The 17,541-nt window shown below is 63.4% G+C and carries 14 protein-coding genes and 1 tRNA gene; 10 read left to right on the top strand and 5 right to left on the bottom strand.

The features are described from left to right. Nucleotides 1–10: 10 nt before the first annotated feature. The 9 genes from PP1Y_RS09925 (at nt 11) to PP1Y_RS09965 (ending at nt 8,951) form a co-directional block, all read left to right on the top strand. Nucleotides 11–832, top strand: coding sequence for a pyrroline-5-carboxylate reductase (locus tag PP1Y_RS09925; protein WP_013832110.1), 822 nt, complete (start codon nt 11–13; stop codon nt 830–832). 145 nt (nt 833–977) lie between these two features. Further along, nucleotides 978–1,718: a Bax inhibitor-1/YccA family protein gene (locus tag PP1Y_RS09930; protein ID WP_007012052.1), complete on the top strand. Its 741-nt coding sequence runs from the start codon at nt 978–980 to the stop codon at nt 1,716–1,718. Nucleotides 1,719–1,889: 171 nt separating this feature from the next. Then, the gene (locus PP1Y_RS09935) at nt 1,890–2,612 is read left to right on the top strand and encodes a hypothetical protein (RefSeq protein WP_038577668.1); all 723 of its coding nucleotides are present in this window, start codon (nt 1,890–1,892) and stop codon (nt 2,610–2,612) included. 129 nt (nt 2,613–2,741) lie between these two features. Further along, nucleotides 2,742–2,817 (top strand) — tRNA-Ala (locus tag PP1Y_RS09940). A 167-nt stretch (nt 2,818–2,984) separates the two neighbouring features. Further along, nucleotides 2,985–4,040: a GTPase ObgE gene (obgE, locus tag PP1Y_RS09945; protein WP_013832112.1), complete on the top strand. Its 1,056-nt coding sequence runs from the start codon at nt 2,985–2,987 to the stop codon at nt 4,038–4,040. Between the two features lie 11 nt (nt 4,041–4,051). Beyond that, nucleotides 4,052–4,534, top strand: a complete 483-nt coding sequence (locus PP1Y_RS09950) for a GNAT family N-acetyltransferase (protein WP_041558741.1) — start codon at nt 4,052–4,054, stop codon at nt 4,532–4,534. A gap of 106 nt (nt 4,535–4,640) precedes the next feature. After that, entirely contained in the window at nt 4,641–5,771 is a 1,131-nt protein-coding gene (proB, locus tag PP1Y_RS09955; protein WP_013832114.1) for a glutamate 5-kinase, read from the top strand. After that, nucleotides 5,768–6,703, top strand: a complete 936-nt coding sequence (locus PP1Y_RS09960) for an NAD(P)-dependent oxidoreductase (protein WP_013832115.1) — start codon at nt 5,768–5,770, stop codon at nt 6,701–6,703. Before proB ends, PP1Y_RS09960 begins: the two co-directional genes overlap by 4 nt. A gap of 397 nt (nt 6,704–7,100) precedes the next feature. Further along, entirely contained in the window at nt 7,101–8,951 is a 1,851-nt protein-coding gene (locus PP1Y_RS09965) for a methyl-accepting chemotaxis protein (protein WP_013832116.1), read from the top strand. A 115-nt stretch (nt 8,952–9,066) separates the two neighbouring features. On the opposite strand, the gene PP1Y_RS09970 is transcribed toward PP1Y_RS09965, so the two are convergent. The 5 genes from PP1Y_RS09970 to PP1Y_RS09990 all read right to left on the bottom strand — a co-directional run bounded on the left by PP1Y_RS09970 (nt 9,067) and on the right by PP1Y_RS09990 (nt 15,008). Beyond that, nucleotides 9,067–9,546, bottom strand: coding sequence for an aminoacyl-tRNA deacylase (locus tag PP1Y_RS09970; protein ID WP_013832117.1), 480 nt, complete (start codon nt 9,544–9,546; stop codon nt 9,067–9,069). Between the two features lie 232 nt (nt 9,547–9,778). Continuing rightward, entirely contained in the window at nt 9,779–9,997 is a 219-nt protein-coding gene (locus tag PP1Y_RS09975) for a hypothetical protein (RefSeq protein ID WP_007012043.1), read from the bottom strand. A 186-nt stretch (nt 9,998–10,183) separates the two neighbouring features. Continuing rightward, nucleotides 10,184–11,722, bottom strand: coding sequence for a SpoVR family protein (locus tag PP1Y_RS09980; protein WP_013832118.1), 1,539 nt, complete (start codon nt 11,720–11,722; stop codon nt 10,184–10,186). Then, nucleotides 11,719–13,029, bottom strand: coding sequence for a YeaH/YhbH family protein (locus PP1Y_RS09985; protein WP_013832119.1), 1,311 nt, complete (start codon nt 13,027–13,029; stop codon nt 11,719–11,721). Before PP1Y_RS09985 ends, PP1Y_RS09980 begins: the two co-directional genes overlap by 4 nt. 35 nt (nt 13,030–13,064) lie before the next feature. Continuing rightward, nucleotides 13,065–15,008 (bottom strand): PrkA family serine protein kinase, encoded by a 1,944-nt coding sequence (locus PP1Y_RS09990; protein ID WP_013832120.1) that lies wholly within the window; start codon nt 15,006–15,008, stop codon nt 13,065–13,067. A 597-nt stretch (nt 15,009–15,605) separates the two neighbouring features. Between PP1Y_RS09990 and PP1Y_RS09995 the strand changes: the two genes are divergently transcribed. Then, nucleotides 15,606–17,099, top strand: a complete 1,494-nt coding sequence (locus tag PP1Y_RS09995) for a globin-coupled sensor protein (protein ID WP_013832122.1) — start codon at nt 15,606–15,608, stop codon at nt 17,097–17,099. Nucleotides 17,100–17,541 lie beyond the last annotated feature (442 nt).

Here is a 17,541-nt window from a genome sequence, read left to right on the forward strand (position 1 = left end):
AGGAGAAGACATGGAACGCTTTCAGAACATCCTGCTGGTTGGCTGCGGCAACATGGCCGGTGCCATGCTCGACGGATGGCTGGCGGGCGGTATCCCGGCCTCGCGCTTCACGGTTGTCGATCCCTATCGCAAGGCCGTGCCTCAAGGCGTGACCCTGCTGCGCGAGCTGCCGGAGGGGCGCTTCGATGCCGTGATGCTGGGGGTAAAACCCCAGGGCCTCGACGATCTTGCCCCCTCGCTGGCGCCCTCGGTCGGCGCGCAGACGGTGCTCTTCTCCATTCTTGCCGGCGTCGAGTTCGACAGCCTTGCCGCGCGCTTTCCCGATGCGGGTGCGATTGTGCGGATCATGCCGAACCTTGCGGCGGCCATCGGTAAGTCGCCCATCGCCCTCGATTCCCGCGGGCTCGACGACCAGGGGCGCGATGCCGTCACGGCGTTCATGCAGCCGCTTGGCACGCCGGAATGGCTGGCAGGAGAAGAGCTGTTCGACGCCGTGACCGCGCTTGCGGGTTGTGGTCCGGCTTTCGTCTATCGCTTCATCGACTCGCTTGCGGCAGGGGCGGCTGCCCTGGGTCTCGATGCGAAGCAATCCCAGCGCCTCGCGATCGCCATGGTGGAAGGCGCCGCGCAGCTTGCCGCCGGGCAGGCTGCGGCTCAGCCGCCGGTCTCGCCGGGCGAGCTGGCCGACATGGTGGCGAGCCCGGGTGGCTCGACCCGGGCGGGCATGAACGTGCTCGATGCTGACGAGGCGCTGGCCAGGGTGATCGCCTCGGCCATGGAAGCATCGCGCGACCGCAATGCTGAAATGGCGGCCGAAGCGCGCAAGGCTTGAGCGATGCCGGGGCTTGCATCTCCGATAGATACACTTTGACACAATCCGCGGCGTCCGGTTTTTCTTGAATAATGGGCCCCGGGCGCCGATATTCATTGTGTAACCGGCCACGGCATTGTGCGCGCGCCGGGAAAGGGAGTTAGAAATGGCGAATTGGAACGACCCCCAGCCCCGCTCGGGCTTCGGTGCGTCTCCGAGCCTTGACGGACGCACGGCTGGCCAGGCCACCTATGACATGGGCCTGCGCCGTCACATGCTTTCGATCTACAACTACATGGCTTCCGGCGTTCTGCTGTCGGGGATCGTGGCGATGCTTTTCGCTTCGTCCGGCATGGCCGTGCAATTGCTGTCGAGCCCGCTCAAGTGGGTAGTCATGCTGGCACCGCTCGGCTTCGTCATGGCCATGAACTTCGGCGTGAACAGGATGAAGACCTCGACGCTGCAGATGCTCTACTGGGGCTTCTGCGTGGTCATGGGTCTTTCGCTCTCGGCGATCTTCCTGGTCTTCACCGCCAGCTCGATTGCGACGACGTTCTTCGCGACCGCGGCTGCCTTCGCTGGTCTCAGCCTCTTCGGCTATACCACGAAGAAGGATCTTTCGGGCTTCGGCACGTTCCTGATCATGGGCGTGGTTGGCATCCTCGTTGCGATGGTGATCAACCTGTTCGTCGGGTCGACGGTGCTGCAGCTGGCGATTTCGGTCCTCGGCGTGCTGATCTTCGCCGGCCTGACTGCCTACGACACCCAGATGCTGAAGAACCAGTACTACCAACTGCGTGGGACTGAATTCATCGGCAAGGCGGTCGTGCTCGGCGCGTTGAGCCTCTACCTGGACTTCATCAACATGTTCCAGTTCCTGCTCTCGTTCCTCGGCCAGAGGGACTGATCCAGGCGGACATGGCGGTTCGTCCCGCTTGCGGGGCGAGTAATCCACAGTCCAGGCAGGCATTGCTATCATGCCCGGTGCGGTTCGTCGCACCGGGCATTTCTTTTGCCGCGGGCTGGAGATAGGATTCCGGCCGTTCTGATGGAGTTTTACAGGGTGGAAGACCACAAGATGAAAGGACTTGCTCGCCGCGTGCCGTTGCTGGCCGGCTCGGTCCTGGCCGTAACGATCGCAGTCCTTTCCGGCTGCTCGACCCCGCCGCCACCGCCGCCGCCACCGCCACCGGTCGTGGTGATCCCGCCCAAGCCGACGCCGCCGATGGGCGCGCCGGAGCACATGACGGTTCCGGCTGCCGACGCGAACGGCGTGCGCCATACGGTGAACTCGGGAATCTCGACGCCTCAGGCGGTGTGGAACCTGCGTTCGGCCTACAACGTGGCCGCACTCAATTGCGTCGAAGCGCAGTACCTGCCGATCCTCGAAGGCTACAAGCGCTTCCTCAAGGTCTACGCAAAGCCGCTCAATACCGCGAACCGCGAGATCGATCGAAGCTTCCAGACCCAGCACAAGGGGCGTGAAGCGATCAAGGCGCGTGAAAGCTACCAGACGCAGGTCTACAATTTCTTCTCGCTGCCGCCGGTCGATGCCAACTTCTGCCAGGCGGCCATGGACCTGACGACCGAGCTGGAAACCGTGGACCCGAGCCAGTTCGAGACTTACGCCTATACCGGCCTTGCCAAGATGGAAGCGCCGTTCAAGTCGTTCTTCGACAGCTACGAGCAGTACCGGGCCGATCTGGCCGCATGGGAAGCGCGCTACGGCAATGCCAATATTACCGTGCGCCCTACTTTCGAGCAGCAGGCGCAGGCCGGCTCGCAAGTGCTGCAGCAGTAACCTGATTGCGGGAATGCGCGAGGTGGGCGGAAAATCCGCCTCGCGCATTTTTGCTCTTTCATGGTCGGGTTCTCTTCGCTAAGGGAGCCGCTCGCGTGGCGGCAGTCCGCTATGCGCGATTGCTGGAACGGGGCCGTAGCTCAGCTGGGAGAGCGCGTCGTTCGCAATGACGAGGTCAGGGGTTCGATCCCCCTCGGCTCCACCAGTAATTGAAGATTTGCGCTGGTCCGGAAGGCTTCCGGATCTCACCCGGTCGGGCGCGGCCGGGTTTTTTGTTTGAGTGCCGGATTGGCTTGGTCCATCACCGGCATTGTTCGGGCAGGGCTGTTCCTTGCGTGAACGGACCCACGAGCGAGACCGCCGGAAACCACGATGCATTTTCTCGACCAGGCCAAGATCTACATCCGTTCGGGCGCAGGCGGCCCGGGTGCGGTCAGCTTCCGGCGCGAAAAGTACGTTGAGTACGGCGGCCCCGACGGCGGCAACGGGGGCAAGGGCGGCGACGTCATCTTCGAAGCGGTTGCCGGCCTCAACACGCTGATCGACTTTCGCTACACCCAGCACTTCAAGGCCCCGCGCGGCGGCCATGGCATGGGCAAGAACCGCAATGGCGCGGCCGGCAAGGACCTGGTGGTCAAGGTTCCGGTCGGCACGCAGATCATTTCCGACGAGGACCGCGAGACGGTGCTGGCCGACCTGACCGAGGCGGGCCAGCGCGTGACCCTGCTCGAAGGCGGCATGGGCGGCCGGGGCAACGCCAGCTACAAGACCAGCACCAACCGCGCCCCGCGCCAGCACCAGCCCGGCATCCCGGCCGAAGAGCTGTGGGTCTGGCTGCGCCTCAAGCTTCTGGCCGATGTCGGCCTGGTCGGCATGCCCAATGCAGGCAAGTCGACCTTCATCAACAAGCTGTCGAACACCAAGGCCAAGGTCGGCGACTATGCCTTCACCACGCTGCGGCCGCAGCTGGGCGTGGTCACTCACAAGCACCGCGAATTCGTGCTGGCCGACATTCCGGGCCTGATCGCGGGCGCTGCCGACGGCGCCGGGATCGGCGACCGTTTTCTCGGCCACATCGAGCGCTGCCGTGTGCTCGTTCACCTCATCGACATTTCCAGCACCGACCCGGTCGAGGCGATGCAGGTCGTGGAGGAAGAGTTGGAGGCCTACGGTGGCGGGCTCGAGGACAAGCCGCGCCTCGTGGCGCTCAACAAGATCGACCTGGTCGATGACGAACTGGCGCGGGAATACGCCAGGGAGCTGCTCAAGGGCGGCGCTGACGAGGTCTTCCCGATTTCCGGCGCGACCGGCAAGGGCATGTCGAAGCTGCTCGACGCGGTGATCGAGTACCTGCCTGCCGCGACTGTCACCGAACGTCCCGAAGGCGAGCAGGAAGAGTCCGAGGAAAAGCCCTGGTCGCCGATCTGACAGAAGGTCGCCTGACGCTCAGGCGGGCGGTACCCGGCGATGCGGATGCGATTGCGCAGATCATCCTGCCGGTTATCGCTGCCGGAGAGACTTACGCGCTCGACCCGCACATGACGCGGGCGGCTGCGCTGGCCTATTGGATGGGGCAGGACCGGCAGACTTTCGTCGCCGAGCAAGGCGGCGAAATCCTCGGGACCTACTACTTGCGCGCCAACCAGGCCGGTGGAGGCGGGCATGTCTGCAATTGCGGCTACATGACGCGGGCCTCGGCGAGCGGCAGGGGCGTGGCGCGCCGCATGTGTGAACACTCGCTCGCCCATGCACGCGAGCAGGGCTTCCGTGCGATGCAGTTCAATTTCGTGGTGAGTACCAATGTGCGCGCCGTCGGCCTTTGGCATTCGTTGGGTTTCGAGACGGTCGGCCGCCTTCCGCGCGCCTTCGCCCATCCCCGGCAGGGGCTGGTCGATGCCCTTGTGATGTACCGCGAGCTTTGAGGATGGGGCTTTACTTCCATCCGTTGCTCACACAGGACGATCCGCGTACCTGATTGCAAGCGGACGCTTTTCAGGGCGCCGCAATTCTCCTAGAGGCTCGGCTCCGATGCCCATTTCCCGCCTGTTCGATCTTTCAGACAAGTCCCATGCGCCTCGCCTCGTTCTCAAGGTGGGATCGGCGCTGCTTGTCGGGAAGCAAGGCGTGCGGCGCGAATGGCTGACGGGCCTCGTCGCCGAAATCGCCGCGGCCCGCGCGCGTGGCCAGCAGGTGATCGTTGTTTCCTCGGGCGCGATCGCGCTGGGTGCGGCGACGCTGGGCCTCGACAAGGGCGGCCGCGGCTCGCTGGCCGACGCGCAGGCCGCGGCTGCGGTCGGGCAGATCGCGCTTTCGGGGCTATGGGCCGAACTGCTCGGCAGCCATGGCCTCACTGCCGCGCAGATGCTGCTGACGCTGGAGGACCTTGAGGACCGCCGCCGTTATCTCAACGTCACCGCCACGCTCACGCGCCTGCTGGATGCCGGGGCGGTGCCGGTGATCAACGAGAACGATTCGGTCGCCACCAACGAGATCCGCTTCGGTGACAACGACCGCCTCGCCGCGCGCGTGGCGCAGGCGGCGCAGGCAAGTGCAGTCCTGCTGCTCTCCGACATCGATGGCCTGTACGACCGGCACCCGAAGGAGCCGGGCGCGAAGATGATCCCGGTGGTGGAGGGCGTGACGGCCGAAGTCCACGCCATGGCCAGCGCGGAATCGAATTCCGGCATGGGCTCGGGCGGCATGATCTCGAAGCTGCAGGCGGCCGAGATCGCCGAACTGGCCGGGATCGCATTGGTCATCGGCAACGGGCAGCATGACCGACCGGTGGCGCGGATTGTCGACGAAGGCGTGGGCACGCTGTTCCTGCCGCGGCGCAAGGCCGGCGCGCGCAAGGCCTGGCTGGGCGGTCGCCTGCGCCTCAAGGGCAGCATCATCGTCGACGATGGCGCGGCGGCGGCGCTGCTGCGGGGATCGAGCCTGCTCGCCAAGGGCATCACCGGGGTGAGCGGCGCTTTCCTGCGCGGCGATCCGGTGGCTATCGAGGACGGGCAGGGCCGGGTTCTGGCCCACGGCCTGTCGGAATACGACGCGGCCGAATGTGAGCAGATCCGCGGCCATCATTCGAGCGAGCAGGCCGACATTCTCGGCTATGCGCCGCGTTCCTCCGTGGTCCATCGCGACCAGCTGGTGCTGAAATGACCGCAAGTGCATTCGAACAGCGGCCTCTGGTTGCGCTGACCGGCGCGACCGGTTTCGTCGGGCAGGCAGTGCTCGATGCAGCGACAGCCCAGGGTTACGAGGTCGTAGCACTCACCCGGCGCGAGCAGGAACCGCGCCAGCACGTGCGCTGGATCAGGGGTGAGTTGTCGGACACCGCCTCGCTTTCCGAACTGACGCGCGGCGTCGAGGCGACGATCCACGTGGCGGGCGTCGTCAATGCCCCCGATGCCGAAGGGTTCGAGCTAGGCAACGTCACCGGCACGCTCAACCTCATCGAGACGGTCGTGGCCAAGGGGATCCCGCGCTTCGTCTATGTCTCGTCGCTGAGCGCGCGCGAACCGAAGCTATCGGCTTATGGAGCGTCGAAGGCGCGGGCGGAGAAGCTGGTCCGGGCAAGCCCGCTGGACTGGACGATAGTGCGCCCTCCCGCGATCTACGGGCCGCGCGACAAGGAGATGTTCGAGCTCTTCCGGGCGGCGCGCTGGGGCGTGCTTCCCATGCCTTCGGCGGGACGCGCCTCGATGATCCACGTCGAGGATCTCGCTCGCCTGCTCGTGGCGCTTGTTCCCGGCGGCGAAGAAGTGACCGGCAAGCTGTTCGAACCCGATGACGGCAAGCAGGATGGCTGGGAGCACCACGAGATGGGCCTCGCCATCGGCTGGGCCATGGGCAAGCGTCCGCGCATCTGGGGCATGTCGCGCACTGCGCTGGAGCGGGTGGCGAAGCTCGACCACTTCCTGCGCGGGACCAAGGCCAAGATGACGCCGGACCGCGCGGCCTATTTCAGCCATCCGGACTGGGTGGTCGGCAGTAAGGGGCGCGTTCCGTCCTCGATCTGGTCGCCGCAGATCGAAACGCGCGAGGGCCTGAAGGCAACCGCGCAATGGTACCGCGACAACAAGTGGCTATGACGTCCTGAGCGCGGGGGGTGGCGGCGCAGCGATTCGTATCGCTCCGCCGTGCAACGGTGTCTTCTTTGCAAACTCTGTAAAAGTATGAGCCTTTGTCGGATGGCAAGGTGTCTGCGCACTGGCAATCCGTTTATCTGGTGCTCAGTGAATCGCGGACGCCGCAGGCATGCCGCCGCCCCGTGGAATCCCCGTAATCCCGGCCTTGGCCTCGTGTGAGCGGTCGATCAGGTGACGGAAAAAGCCTGAATTTCAGCGTTACGAATCTGAAATGCCTGATCCGGTCTAACCCCTAGATTTCATACAGCCCCATTTTCACGGGGTCGCGACTAGAGCCGAATGTGAGCCGTCTCTCCGCGAAGACGGCAAATTGCACGGGTCCACAGAAAGGGATTTAGGAATGGCGTTCGGTTCCGGGCCGGGTACGAGTTGGTTGCGCCGGCAATCGATCAACCGCAGGCTGACGATTCAATCGATAACGGCGGGCGTGCTTTCGCTCTGCCTCATTGCAACGATAGTGGTAGGATCGGGACTTTCGCTCGCCACCAGCAAGAAAGACGACAAGACCTCCGAGCAGGCGCTTTCCGCGGCCCTGTTGGAAAAGGACTTCGCGTCCCTTGAGCGTGACGTGTTCCGTCACGCCGCGATCGGCACCGAGCAGACCCAAAAGGACTGGGAAAGCAATGCCGAAGACCTGAAGGAGTCGATCCGCAATGCACAGGCCAACCTCGACGGCGAGGAAGCCAAGCATGCCGGTGACGTAGAAGCGAAGGCCGAGGCATATATCGACGCGGTCGCCTCCACTTTTGCCGCGGGTCCGGCGACGCCGGAAGGCCTCGATCGCATCGGCGCGCTGGGCAACGGCGTGGACGACGGGATCGAGCAGATTCGTGAGCCGGTCATCAAGCGCAGCGAGATTCTGAACGAAGAACAGCGTGCCGTTACCTTCTGGGTGCTGGTCATTTCTTCGGCCATCGCCTTCGGGGCCGGTCTGATTTCCTATCTGTTGGCCCGCGCAATCCGCTCCAGCATCAGCGAGGAACTCGGCACCGTGCGCGATTCCATCGCGGAGATCGAGGCGGGTCGCCTGAATGGCCATATCGAGCACCTCGAGCGTCAGGACGAAATCGGCGAACTGGCTCGTGCGGCCGCCCGGCTGCGCGATACCGTCAAGGCCAAGGAGCGCAGCGATGCAGAGGCGCGCGACATGATCAAGCATGTCGGCGATAACCTGGGCCGTCTTGCCAGCGGCGACCTCACTATCGAAGTTCCGGAACTGGGCGCGTCCTATGCCGCGCTGCGTGCGGACTTCAACAAGACGGTGGTGCGCCTGCGCGAAGCCATGCAGTCGGTGTCGCGCTCGACCCATGCGATCCGCACCGGTTCGATGGAAATCAGCCAGGCTTCCGACGATCTGGCCCAGCGCACCGAACATCACGCCAGTGAGATCGGTACGGCCGCAGGTGCGGTGAGCGAACTGTCGCGTGCCCTGCAGGACACTGCGCAGAGTGCTGCCGAAGCGCATCGCGGGGTCGATGCCGCGGTCAACGAAGCGCGCCGTGGCGGCGAGGTCGTCGGCCAGGCCGTTGGCGCGATGGAGCAGATCGAGAAGTCGACGGCCGAGATCGGCAACATCATCGCCGTCATCGACTCGATTGCCTTCCAGACCAACCTTCTTGCCCTCAACGCGGGCGTCGAGGCGGCGCGTGCGGGCGATGCGGGCAAGGGCTTCGCGGTCGTTGCCAACGAGGTTCGCGGGCTTGCCCAGCGCTCCGCCGAGGCGGCCAAGGACGTACGCACGCTGATCGAGACCAGCTCGTCGCAGGTTGCGGTTGGCGTGGACATGGTGCGCCGCACCGGCGAGGCGCTCGATTCGATCATCGCGCGCATCGACAACACCACCGAAGTCGTCACCCGCATCAGCAATGCCTCGTCCGAGCAATCGGAAAAGCTGCGCCAGACCAACGACACCATCAGCCAGATGGACGTCGTCACCCAGCAGAATGCAGCGATGGTCGAGGAATCGACCGCTGCCGCGCGCAGCCTGGCGACCGAGGCGGACAACCTGGCCGAACTCGTCGGCACGTTCCGTATCGGCGATGCCAGCGTGGTCTCGTTCAAGGCATCGGAAGGCAGGTCCAGCCCCGCTCGCGCGGCCACCCCGGCACCGCGACGGGCAAGCGCTCCGATGACCGTGGGCAACACCGCCGTCGCCCAGGTCGTTGACGACGCGGACTGGTCCGAGTTCTAGGAATACGAGCGGTGGCCGAAGACGGTCACCGGTCGGTCTCCTGCGCCCCATCCTGCGACCCGGCAGGGTGGGGCGTTTCGTTTGTGGCGCAGCCTTGCCGCCTCACAGCTTCGGTTCAGATGGCGAAGGCGCAGTGGCGTGCCTCGCTCATCATGCGCAGCCAGTCGGTGCCTTCGATGGCGATGAGAGTACGGTGGTCGCCGCCCTCGAAGTAGATCTCGTCATCCTCGTGCAGGCGTCTGTCGAGCAGGTCGTCGTCGATGACGAAGTCCAGCCCATAGGCCTCGCCCATTGGCGGGATTGCGCCGAATTCGCAGTCGGGAAAGCTCATGGCCGCCTCGGCTTCGCTCAGCAGCCTGACATCGCAGCCGAGGTTGGCGCCCAGGCGGTCGAGATCGACATGGCGGGAGGACGGCAGCACCGCCAGCACGTAATCGTCGCCGGCGCGCATCATCACACCCTTGGCCACGTTCTTGCCAGAGACGTGGGCAGCATGCGCGGCCCGACCCGAAGCGAACGTGCGCGAGTGGGGGATCTCGTCGTAGCTCGTGCCGCAAGACCTGAGATATGTGCGTAAGTTGGGTGAGATGGCCATGGCGTCCTCCTGCGTGTCGCGGAAGCGCGGGGGCGGCCTGATCATAGCTGGTACGGCAAACGGGGGCAGGGGGCCGTACGAAGCGCCAGGTCGGACCAGCGCTTTCCATGCAGCACAATAACAAAATCCGCCGATTCGGCCAATCAGAGCCTGGCGTGAAAAAGGCACGCGCCAACGCGGCCGGGGTGGCCGGGCACGGCGTCAGGTTATGTGAGCTGGTCGGCCTGGCGCCTCAGGCGCGCGCGCCGACGGGAATCGCCGCTTCGAGAACGGGACCCCGTGCGATGGGCGTTTCCGTCATCTCGATACCGGTACGTTCAGCCTTGCGTCGATAGGCGGCTGCCATTGCGCGGTGCATCTTGCGGGCTTCCGGGTCTGCCGTGGAATTGGCAAGCCCATCGTGCATCTGTGCGCGCTCAATATATTCGGCCGACGAAAGATTACTTTCCATTCGTCATCCTCCGGATCCATCATTACCGCCCGGGCGTCACTCGTAAGTCGAACGAGGGCGGACACGCCGGAACTCAAGCGGCATTACGCCTGCGCGATCTTTCCGGCAACTTAAAAAAGGCAAGTTACGCCACAATTGCCCCGATGGAAACCGATACCGCTACATTTGATCGCTTCTAAGGCGCGCCTAGTAGAATATTCCAGGGCGGGGGTCGATTGCATAACTGTTAAGTGTCTTTCTGTCAGCGGCGTCAACTTCGGTGAGGATCACCTGATACCCCCACAAGTCGGCAAGGTGCTGCAGGACCTGCCGCGCTTCCTCGCGCTGAAGCAGGACGCGGTCGCGTACGTTGTGCTCGAGCATCAGCTTGCGGTCGCTGTCGAAGTCGACGTCGACGATCTGGATGTCGGGATCGATGCCGGCGACGTCATGGTGCCGCGCCAGAGTGCGCCGGATCTCCTGATAGCCCTGTTCGTCGTGAATGGCCGCCACCTCGACTTCTTCGTCCTTCTCGCGGTCGTCCAGCTTGAACAGGCGCCACTTCCGGATCAGGTGCGGGCTGAGGAACTGGGCGATGAAGCTTTCGTCCCGGTAATTGGCCCAGGCGTCCTTGAGGACGTTCAGGGGGTCGCCGCAGCCGGCGAATTCCGCGAACCACCTGCAGTCCTCGTCCGAGGGATCGCGGCAGATCCGTTCGATGTCCTCCATGATCCCGAAGCCCAGCGCGTAGGGGTTGTGGCCCGAGTAGTGCCCTGAATCGTACGTCGGCTGATAGAGCACGTTCGAATGCGAATGCAGGAATTCGAGGAAGGCCCCTTCGGTGATCTGTCCGGTTTCGTGAAGCCGCTTGAGAATGTTGTAATGGACCCAGACCGCGCAGCCCTCGTTCATCACCTTGGTCTGGCGCTGCGGATAGAAGTACTGGGCGATCAGGCGGACGATGCGCAGGATTTCCCGCTGCCAGCCGCGCAGGCGCGGCGCGCTCTTCTCAAGGAAGTAGAGTAGGTTTTCCTGCGGCAGGCCGAGTGACTTCTGGCGCATGTCACGCGATTCACGGTGCGTCGGCTTCTTGTTGGGCAGGGTGCGCCACAAGGCGTTGTAGTTCGATTCCTCATAGGCACGCCGTTCCTCCTCGCGCCGTCTTTCGGCATTGAGGTTGAGCGGTGCCGCGCGCGGATAGCGGTGGATGCCTTGCTGCATCAGGGCATGGGCGGAATCGAGAACCCGCTCGACTTCGGCCTGACCGTGGCGTTCCTCGCAGCGGGCGATGTAGTGGCGGGCGAACTCCAGGTAGTCGAGGATGCCTTCCGCATCGGTCCATTGCCTGAACACGTAGTTGTTCTTGAAGAAGTGATTGTGGCCGAAGGCGGCATGGGCGATCACCAGCGTCTGCATCGTCGCGCTGTTCTCTTCCATGACGTAGCTGATGCACGGGTCCGAATTGATCACCAGTTCATAGGCGAGCCCGCGCAGGCCCTTGCGGTACAGCAGGTCGTTGGCGAGGAACTGCTTCCCGAACGACCAGTGCTTGTAGAAGATCGGCATGCCGGTGGAGGCATAGGCATCGAGCATCTGTTCCGAAGTGATGACCTCGATGCGGTTGGGATAGACGTTGAGGTCCAGCTCGCCGATGGCGATGGTCTCGCAGGCTTCGTAGATGCGCTGGAGCGTGTCGAAGTTCCAGTCGCTTCCGGAGTAGAGCAAGGTGGAGGCAGGCGCGTTCATGAGGCGCGCGCCGTGGCACTTCGGCGGCTGAACAGGTCGCGGAACACGGGGTAGATATCCTTGCGTGAATGGACCCGGCGCATCGCGAACTTGCCGCCGGAACCGCCGATCTCGGCATAGGCCTGCCACAGGTTCGTCGCGCGTTCTTCGCCCGTGACGCCGCTGGAGGGCGGGTTGGAGACTTCGAGATAGGCCGCGTATTGCACGATTGGCAGGATCTCGTCGCGCATCAGCGCCGTGGTCTGCGGATTGTCGCGGGTGAAATTGTCTCCGTCCGAGGCCTGCGCAAGGTAGATGTTCCAGTCGAGTGGAGAGTAGCGGTCCTTTACCACGGCCAGCATCTCCTCGAGCGCGGAAGAGACGCGCGTCCCGCCGGTTTCGGTGCTGTAGAAGAAGGTCTCCTCGTCCACCTCCTGCGCCGAATCCGTGTGACGGATGAAGACGATCTCGACGTGGCGGTAGCAGCGGGTGACGAAGAGGTAGAGGAGGATGAAGAAGATCTTCGCCAGCTCCTTCATGTGTTCGTTCATCGATCCCGAAACGTCCATCAGGCAGAAGATGACGGCCTGGGAAATCGGCCTGCGTTCCTGCTCGAAGCGGCGATAACGCAAGTCGATCGGGTCGATGTAGGAGATCAGCGTCCGGCGCCGGTTGAGAACCACCAGCCGTTCGCGCAGTGCATCGAGCGTGGCGCGATCCTTCTCTGTAGGGCGGGTCTTGGCCTCGAGCCGGGCGATATCCTTTTCCAGCTCCTCGATCTCCGCCGTGGTCGGGCGCCGCAGGGCTAGCCGGCGCGACATCGCGTTGCGCATCGTGCGCGGGACCGAGAGCGAAGAAGGCGATCCCGACGTCGTATAGCCGGCGCGGCGGATGTCGAAGGAATCGCTGCCGGTCAGCCGCCGCTTGGCGAGGTCGGGGAGCTCCAGGTCTTCCAGGAACAGGTCGAGGAATTCCTCGCGGCTGAGGACGAAGCGGAACTCGTCTTCGCCATCGCCGGTGCCTGCCTCGTCGCCGCCGCCACCGCTGCCGCCCGGGGGGCGCTTGATCCGGTCGCCGGTGCGAAAGACCCGGTTGCCGGGAAGAACGTGATCGCGGTTGCCGCTGTGGCTGTCGCGGCGGAAAGTCGGTTCGTTGATGCCGCCGGTCTTGATGCTGACTTCGCCTTCGCTCTCAACTTCCCGGATCTTGCGCGAGGTCAGAGAGTCCCGGACCGCACCGCGCACGGAATCGCGCGCGCGACGCAGGAAACGCTGGCGATTGACCAGGCTCTTGCCGCGTGGGTTGAGGCGTCTGTCTATGATATGCATGTCGGGTCAGCACACCTCCTTCGCTCCCGCTCCCGCTACTCCGCCTGCTTGACGCGCATGTACCATTCGACGAGGCGCCGGACCTGGCGGGGCGTGTAGCCGCGTTCGACGAGCCGGGTGACGAACTCGTCGTGCTTGCGCTCGGTCTCGCTGTCCCGCTTCGACGAGAAGCCGATGACCGGCAGCAGGTCCTCGACCTGGCTGAACATGCGCTTCTCGATCACTTCGCGGATCTTCTCGTAGGAATTCCACTTCGGATTGCGGCCGTTGTTGTTCGCCCGCATGCGCAGAGCGAACTTGACCACCTCGTTGCGGAAGTCCTTGGGGTTGGCGATCCCGGCAGGCTTCTCGATCCGGGTCAGCTCCTGATTGATGACGTCGCGGTCCAGCATCTGACCGGTGTCCGGATCCTTGAAGTCGAGATCTTCGATCCAGGCATCGGCATAGGCGACATAGCGGTCGAACAGGTTCTGCCCGTAGTCCTCGTAGGATTCCAGGTAGGCCTTCTGGATCTCGTTGCCGATGAATTCGGCAAAGCGCGGCGCCAGTTCGCCCTTGATGAATTCCAGGTACTGGGCCTCGGTTTCGGCCGGGAGCTGTTCTTGCCGTACCATCGATTCCAGCACGTACATCAGGTGCACCGGATCGGCGGCGATCTCTTCGGTGTCGTGGTTGAAGGTGGCCGCCAGCGCCTTGAAGGCAAAGCGCGTGGACATGCCGTTCATGCCTTCGTTGACCCCGGCGTTGTCCTTGTATTCCTGCATCGTCTTGGCGTGCGGATCGATGTCGCGCAGCATCTCGCCGTTGTAGATGCGCATCTTCGAATAGATACTGCTGTTCTCCGGCGCCTTGAGCCGGGTCAGCACCGAAAAGCGCGCCAGCATGTCGAGCGTGCCTGGTGCGCAGGGCGCTTCGGCCAGCTGGGAATTCTGGAGCAGCTTCTCGTAGATCTTCCGCTCTTCGTCGATGCGCAGGCAATAGGGAACCTGGATCACGTAGATGCGGTCGATGAAGGCTTCATTGTTGCGGTTGTTCTTGAAGTTCTGCCATTCGGATTCGTTCGAGTGGGCCAGGATCACACCCGAGAAGGGAATTGCGCCGATATTCTCGGTGCCGATATAGTTGCCTTCCTGCGTTGCCGTCAGCAGCGGGTGCAACATCTTGATAGGCGCCTTGAACATCTCGACGAATTCGAGAACGCCCTGGTTGGCGCGGTTGAGCCCGCCCGAGTAACTGTAGGCGTCCGGATCGTTCTGCGAGAGCAGTTCGAGCTTGCGGATGTCGACCTTGCCGACCAGCGAGGAGATGTCCTGGTTGTTTTCGTCGCCCGGCTCGGTCTTGGAAATGGCGATCTGGCGCACGCGCGACGGCATCATCTTCGCTACCGTGAAACGGGAGACATCGCCCCCGAACTCGTCGAGCCGCTTGCGCGCCCATGGGCTCATCAGGCGGGAGAGGTAGCGCCGCGGGACGCCGTAGGTTTCCTCGATTTCCGGGCCGTCGATGTCCGGATCAAAAATCGCCAACGGGCTTTCGAACACCGGGCTCACTTCGTCGCCGGCCTTGAGCACGTAGATCGGATAGGCTTCCATGAGCGCCTTGATTCTCTCGGCGATGGAGGACTTGCCGCCGCCGACCGGGCCGAGCAGGTAGAGGATCTGCTTCTGCTCCTCGAGCCCCTGCGAGGCATGGCGGAAGAACGACACGATCCGTTCGATCGTGTCTTCCATGCCGTAGAATTCGGAGAAGCTGGGATAGACCCGGATCGTCCGGTTCATGAAGATGCGGCCGAGCCTTGCATCCTTGGCGGTATCGACGAGTTCCGGCTCGCCGATCGCTGCCAGCAGACGCTCTGCCGAGCCTGCATAGAGCATGGGGTCATCGCGACATTTGCTCAGGTATTGCTCCAGCGTCCACTCGGTTTCCCGGTGTGCTTCGTAAGAGCGCATGAACTTCGAAAAGAGATCATTCGTGGCCATCGAGAATACCTCTCCTGCCCCAGCTTTTCAGAATCGAAGAGTAACAAATTTAGCCTTTGCGTACCAGTAATTAGATGTGGTGCCGGGGTGTCTCTGAGGGGCCGGAGCTGCCCTTGCTGCACGGTGCAAGCCAGTGAAACTCGGCCATTCCCGCGGCCCGTCGGGGGTGTTTTCGGCTTTCCAAATAGTTGTGGAAACTATTTCTGCGGGCCTGCAAATATATATTCCTCCGATGTAAACGGGCCGTTTTTCGTGCCGAATCACCGCGCCGTCATATGCTGCCTCGAAAGGCTCGAGTGGCATCGCTGAGTCGCTTCCAGGAGCATGTCGGCAATCGGGGCGGCGATACCAACGCCATGATTTCGTATGCCACACAGGCAGACGCGAAGAATTCCTTAACCACGTTCAGGCAGGCTTTTTTTCAAGCATCACAGCGCATTGGGCGTGCTTGACCCTTTCCCGCGTTCAGCATTGGCATCGGCCATATCTGGTCAATTGCTCGGGGGTCACGCAATGCGATGCTAACGAATGTACGCCAAGCAAAGCATCCGAGATGCGCGACACCGTGCCGCGGCGATGACTGGAGATGCATTTACCATGGCGAACGAGAAGGCTTACAAGTGCCGTGACTTCGCACAGCTCGATGGCGAGAACTACGCCAGCTATCCTGCGATCAAGGCGATCGTGGAGAAGCACGCGCCCAAGGCGCTCGAGAAGCTTTATGCGCGCATCGCCACGGACGAGCAGGCCAGCAGCCTGCTGCCCAACCAGCAGATCCGCGATCACGCGGCCAGCGCCCAGCTTGCGCACTGGAAGGCGCTCTTTTCGCACCGCTTCGACGACGAGCAGGTACAGCGCTCGGAGAAGATCGGGCGCGTTCACTCGGAAGTCGGCCTGGACCCTTCGTTCTATATCGGCGGCTATGCTCTCGTTCTCGAGGAAATGATCGAGCGGGCGATGACGTCGGGCCTGCACAATCCGCTCAGCGCGCGCAAGACCGGCAAGACGATCGCGACCCTGGTGAAAGTCGCCCTCGTCGACATGGAGGCCGCGATGTCGGCTTATTTCCGCGAAGAAGAGCGGGCTCGGCGCGCCGTCATCGCGTCGATGGGCGAGGCCCTCCAGGCGATGAAGGACGGCAACCTGCAGGCGCAGCTTTCCGACCTGCCCGAGGAATACCAGGAAATCACCCATGATTTCCACGAGATGCGCCGCGAATTGAGCTCGATCATCGTCGACATTTCGGACGCGGCCGGAAACATCGACACCGGCTCGCGTGAAATCAGTGCGGCCGCCAACGATCTGGCCGATCGCACCGAGCGTTCGGCCGCCGGTATCTCGCGCACCGCCGAAGTGATGAGCGAGGTCAACCTGGGCATCCAGTCGACCGTGTCGAGCGTCAAGCGCGTCAATGAATCCATTGCCGAGGTCGACAACCAGGCCGTGGCCGGTGGGCAGATCGTCACCGACGCGATCGGCGCCATGGACAAGATCAAGCACTCGTCCGAGGAGATCGGCCAGATCAGCGAAGTGATCGAGAACATCGCGTTCCAGATCAACCTGCTGGCGCTCAACGCCCGGGTCGAAGCCGCGCGCGCCGGAGAGGCTGGCAAGGGCTTTGCGGTCGTTGCCAGCGAAGTCGGTGCCCTGGCGCATCGCACCAGCGATTCCGCCAAGAGCATCAAGGAACTCATCTCCAAGTCGAATGGCGATGTCCTGGCAGGAGTCGATCTCGTGGCGCAGACCAAGTCCGCGCTCGAAGTGATCATCTCGCGGCTTGCCGTTGCCCGCAGCGAGGCGCGCGACATCGCCACAAGCGCCTCGACCCAGGCCGACAGCCTGCAGGAGATCAACGACGAGGTGCAGCGCATGGAGACCTCGACGCAGCAGAACGCGGCGATGGTCGAGGAATCGAATGCGGCCACCCGCACGCTTTCGCAGGAGGCCAGCCGCCTGACCGAGATCGTCGGCCGCTTCCGCCTCGAGAGACGCAGCAAGGTTCGCGATGAGAACGATAGTGCCGTGCAGGCCTTCGTGGCGCAGGAGCATGCCGAGAACGAGGGCCTCGCGCTGCACCGTCGCTACGGTTGATGGCATCGAGCGCCGCCGCTCAAAGAGCTTTCCGCTTCGTCGGTCGAGTGTAGTGCGTGTGCCCCGACAATTCGGTATTACCCCGAGGGGCTGTTAGGCGAAGCATCGGGATTAATCGGGGTATACTAGGGCCTTAGCGACCACTTCGCCGCGCCCGTTACAGGCATGGCCCATGGCGGTCGGTGGGGGTCAGATCCCGCGCTGCAATGACCGCCCGTCTCCGTTCGCCAGAGGGATGTCCTACTCCAGCCCGAAGCCGGATCCTGTCGCCGGCCGGTCGCGGATTCCTGCGGTATTTTCGGAGGTTATATATCGGACAGATGAGTTCTCCGGGCGCGCGCGTCGCACAGTGCACCTTGGCCGGGGTGTGCTTTCCGCAATTGCATGGCGGACCGCTGACGTCACGCCCGGGCGCATGTTCCTTTTGGGTTAGTGCCTCGGC

The organism is Novosphingobium sp. PP1Y, assembly GCF_000253255.1.
In the GTDB taxonomy this organism is placed as follows: domain Bacteria; phylum Pseudomonadota; class Alphaproteobacteria; order Sphingomonadales; family Sphingomonadaceae; genus Novosphingobium.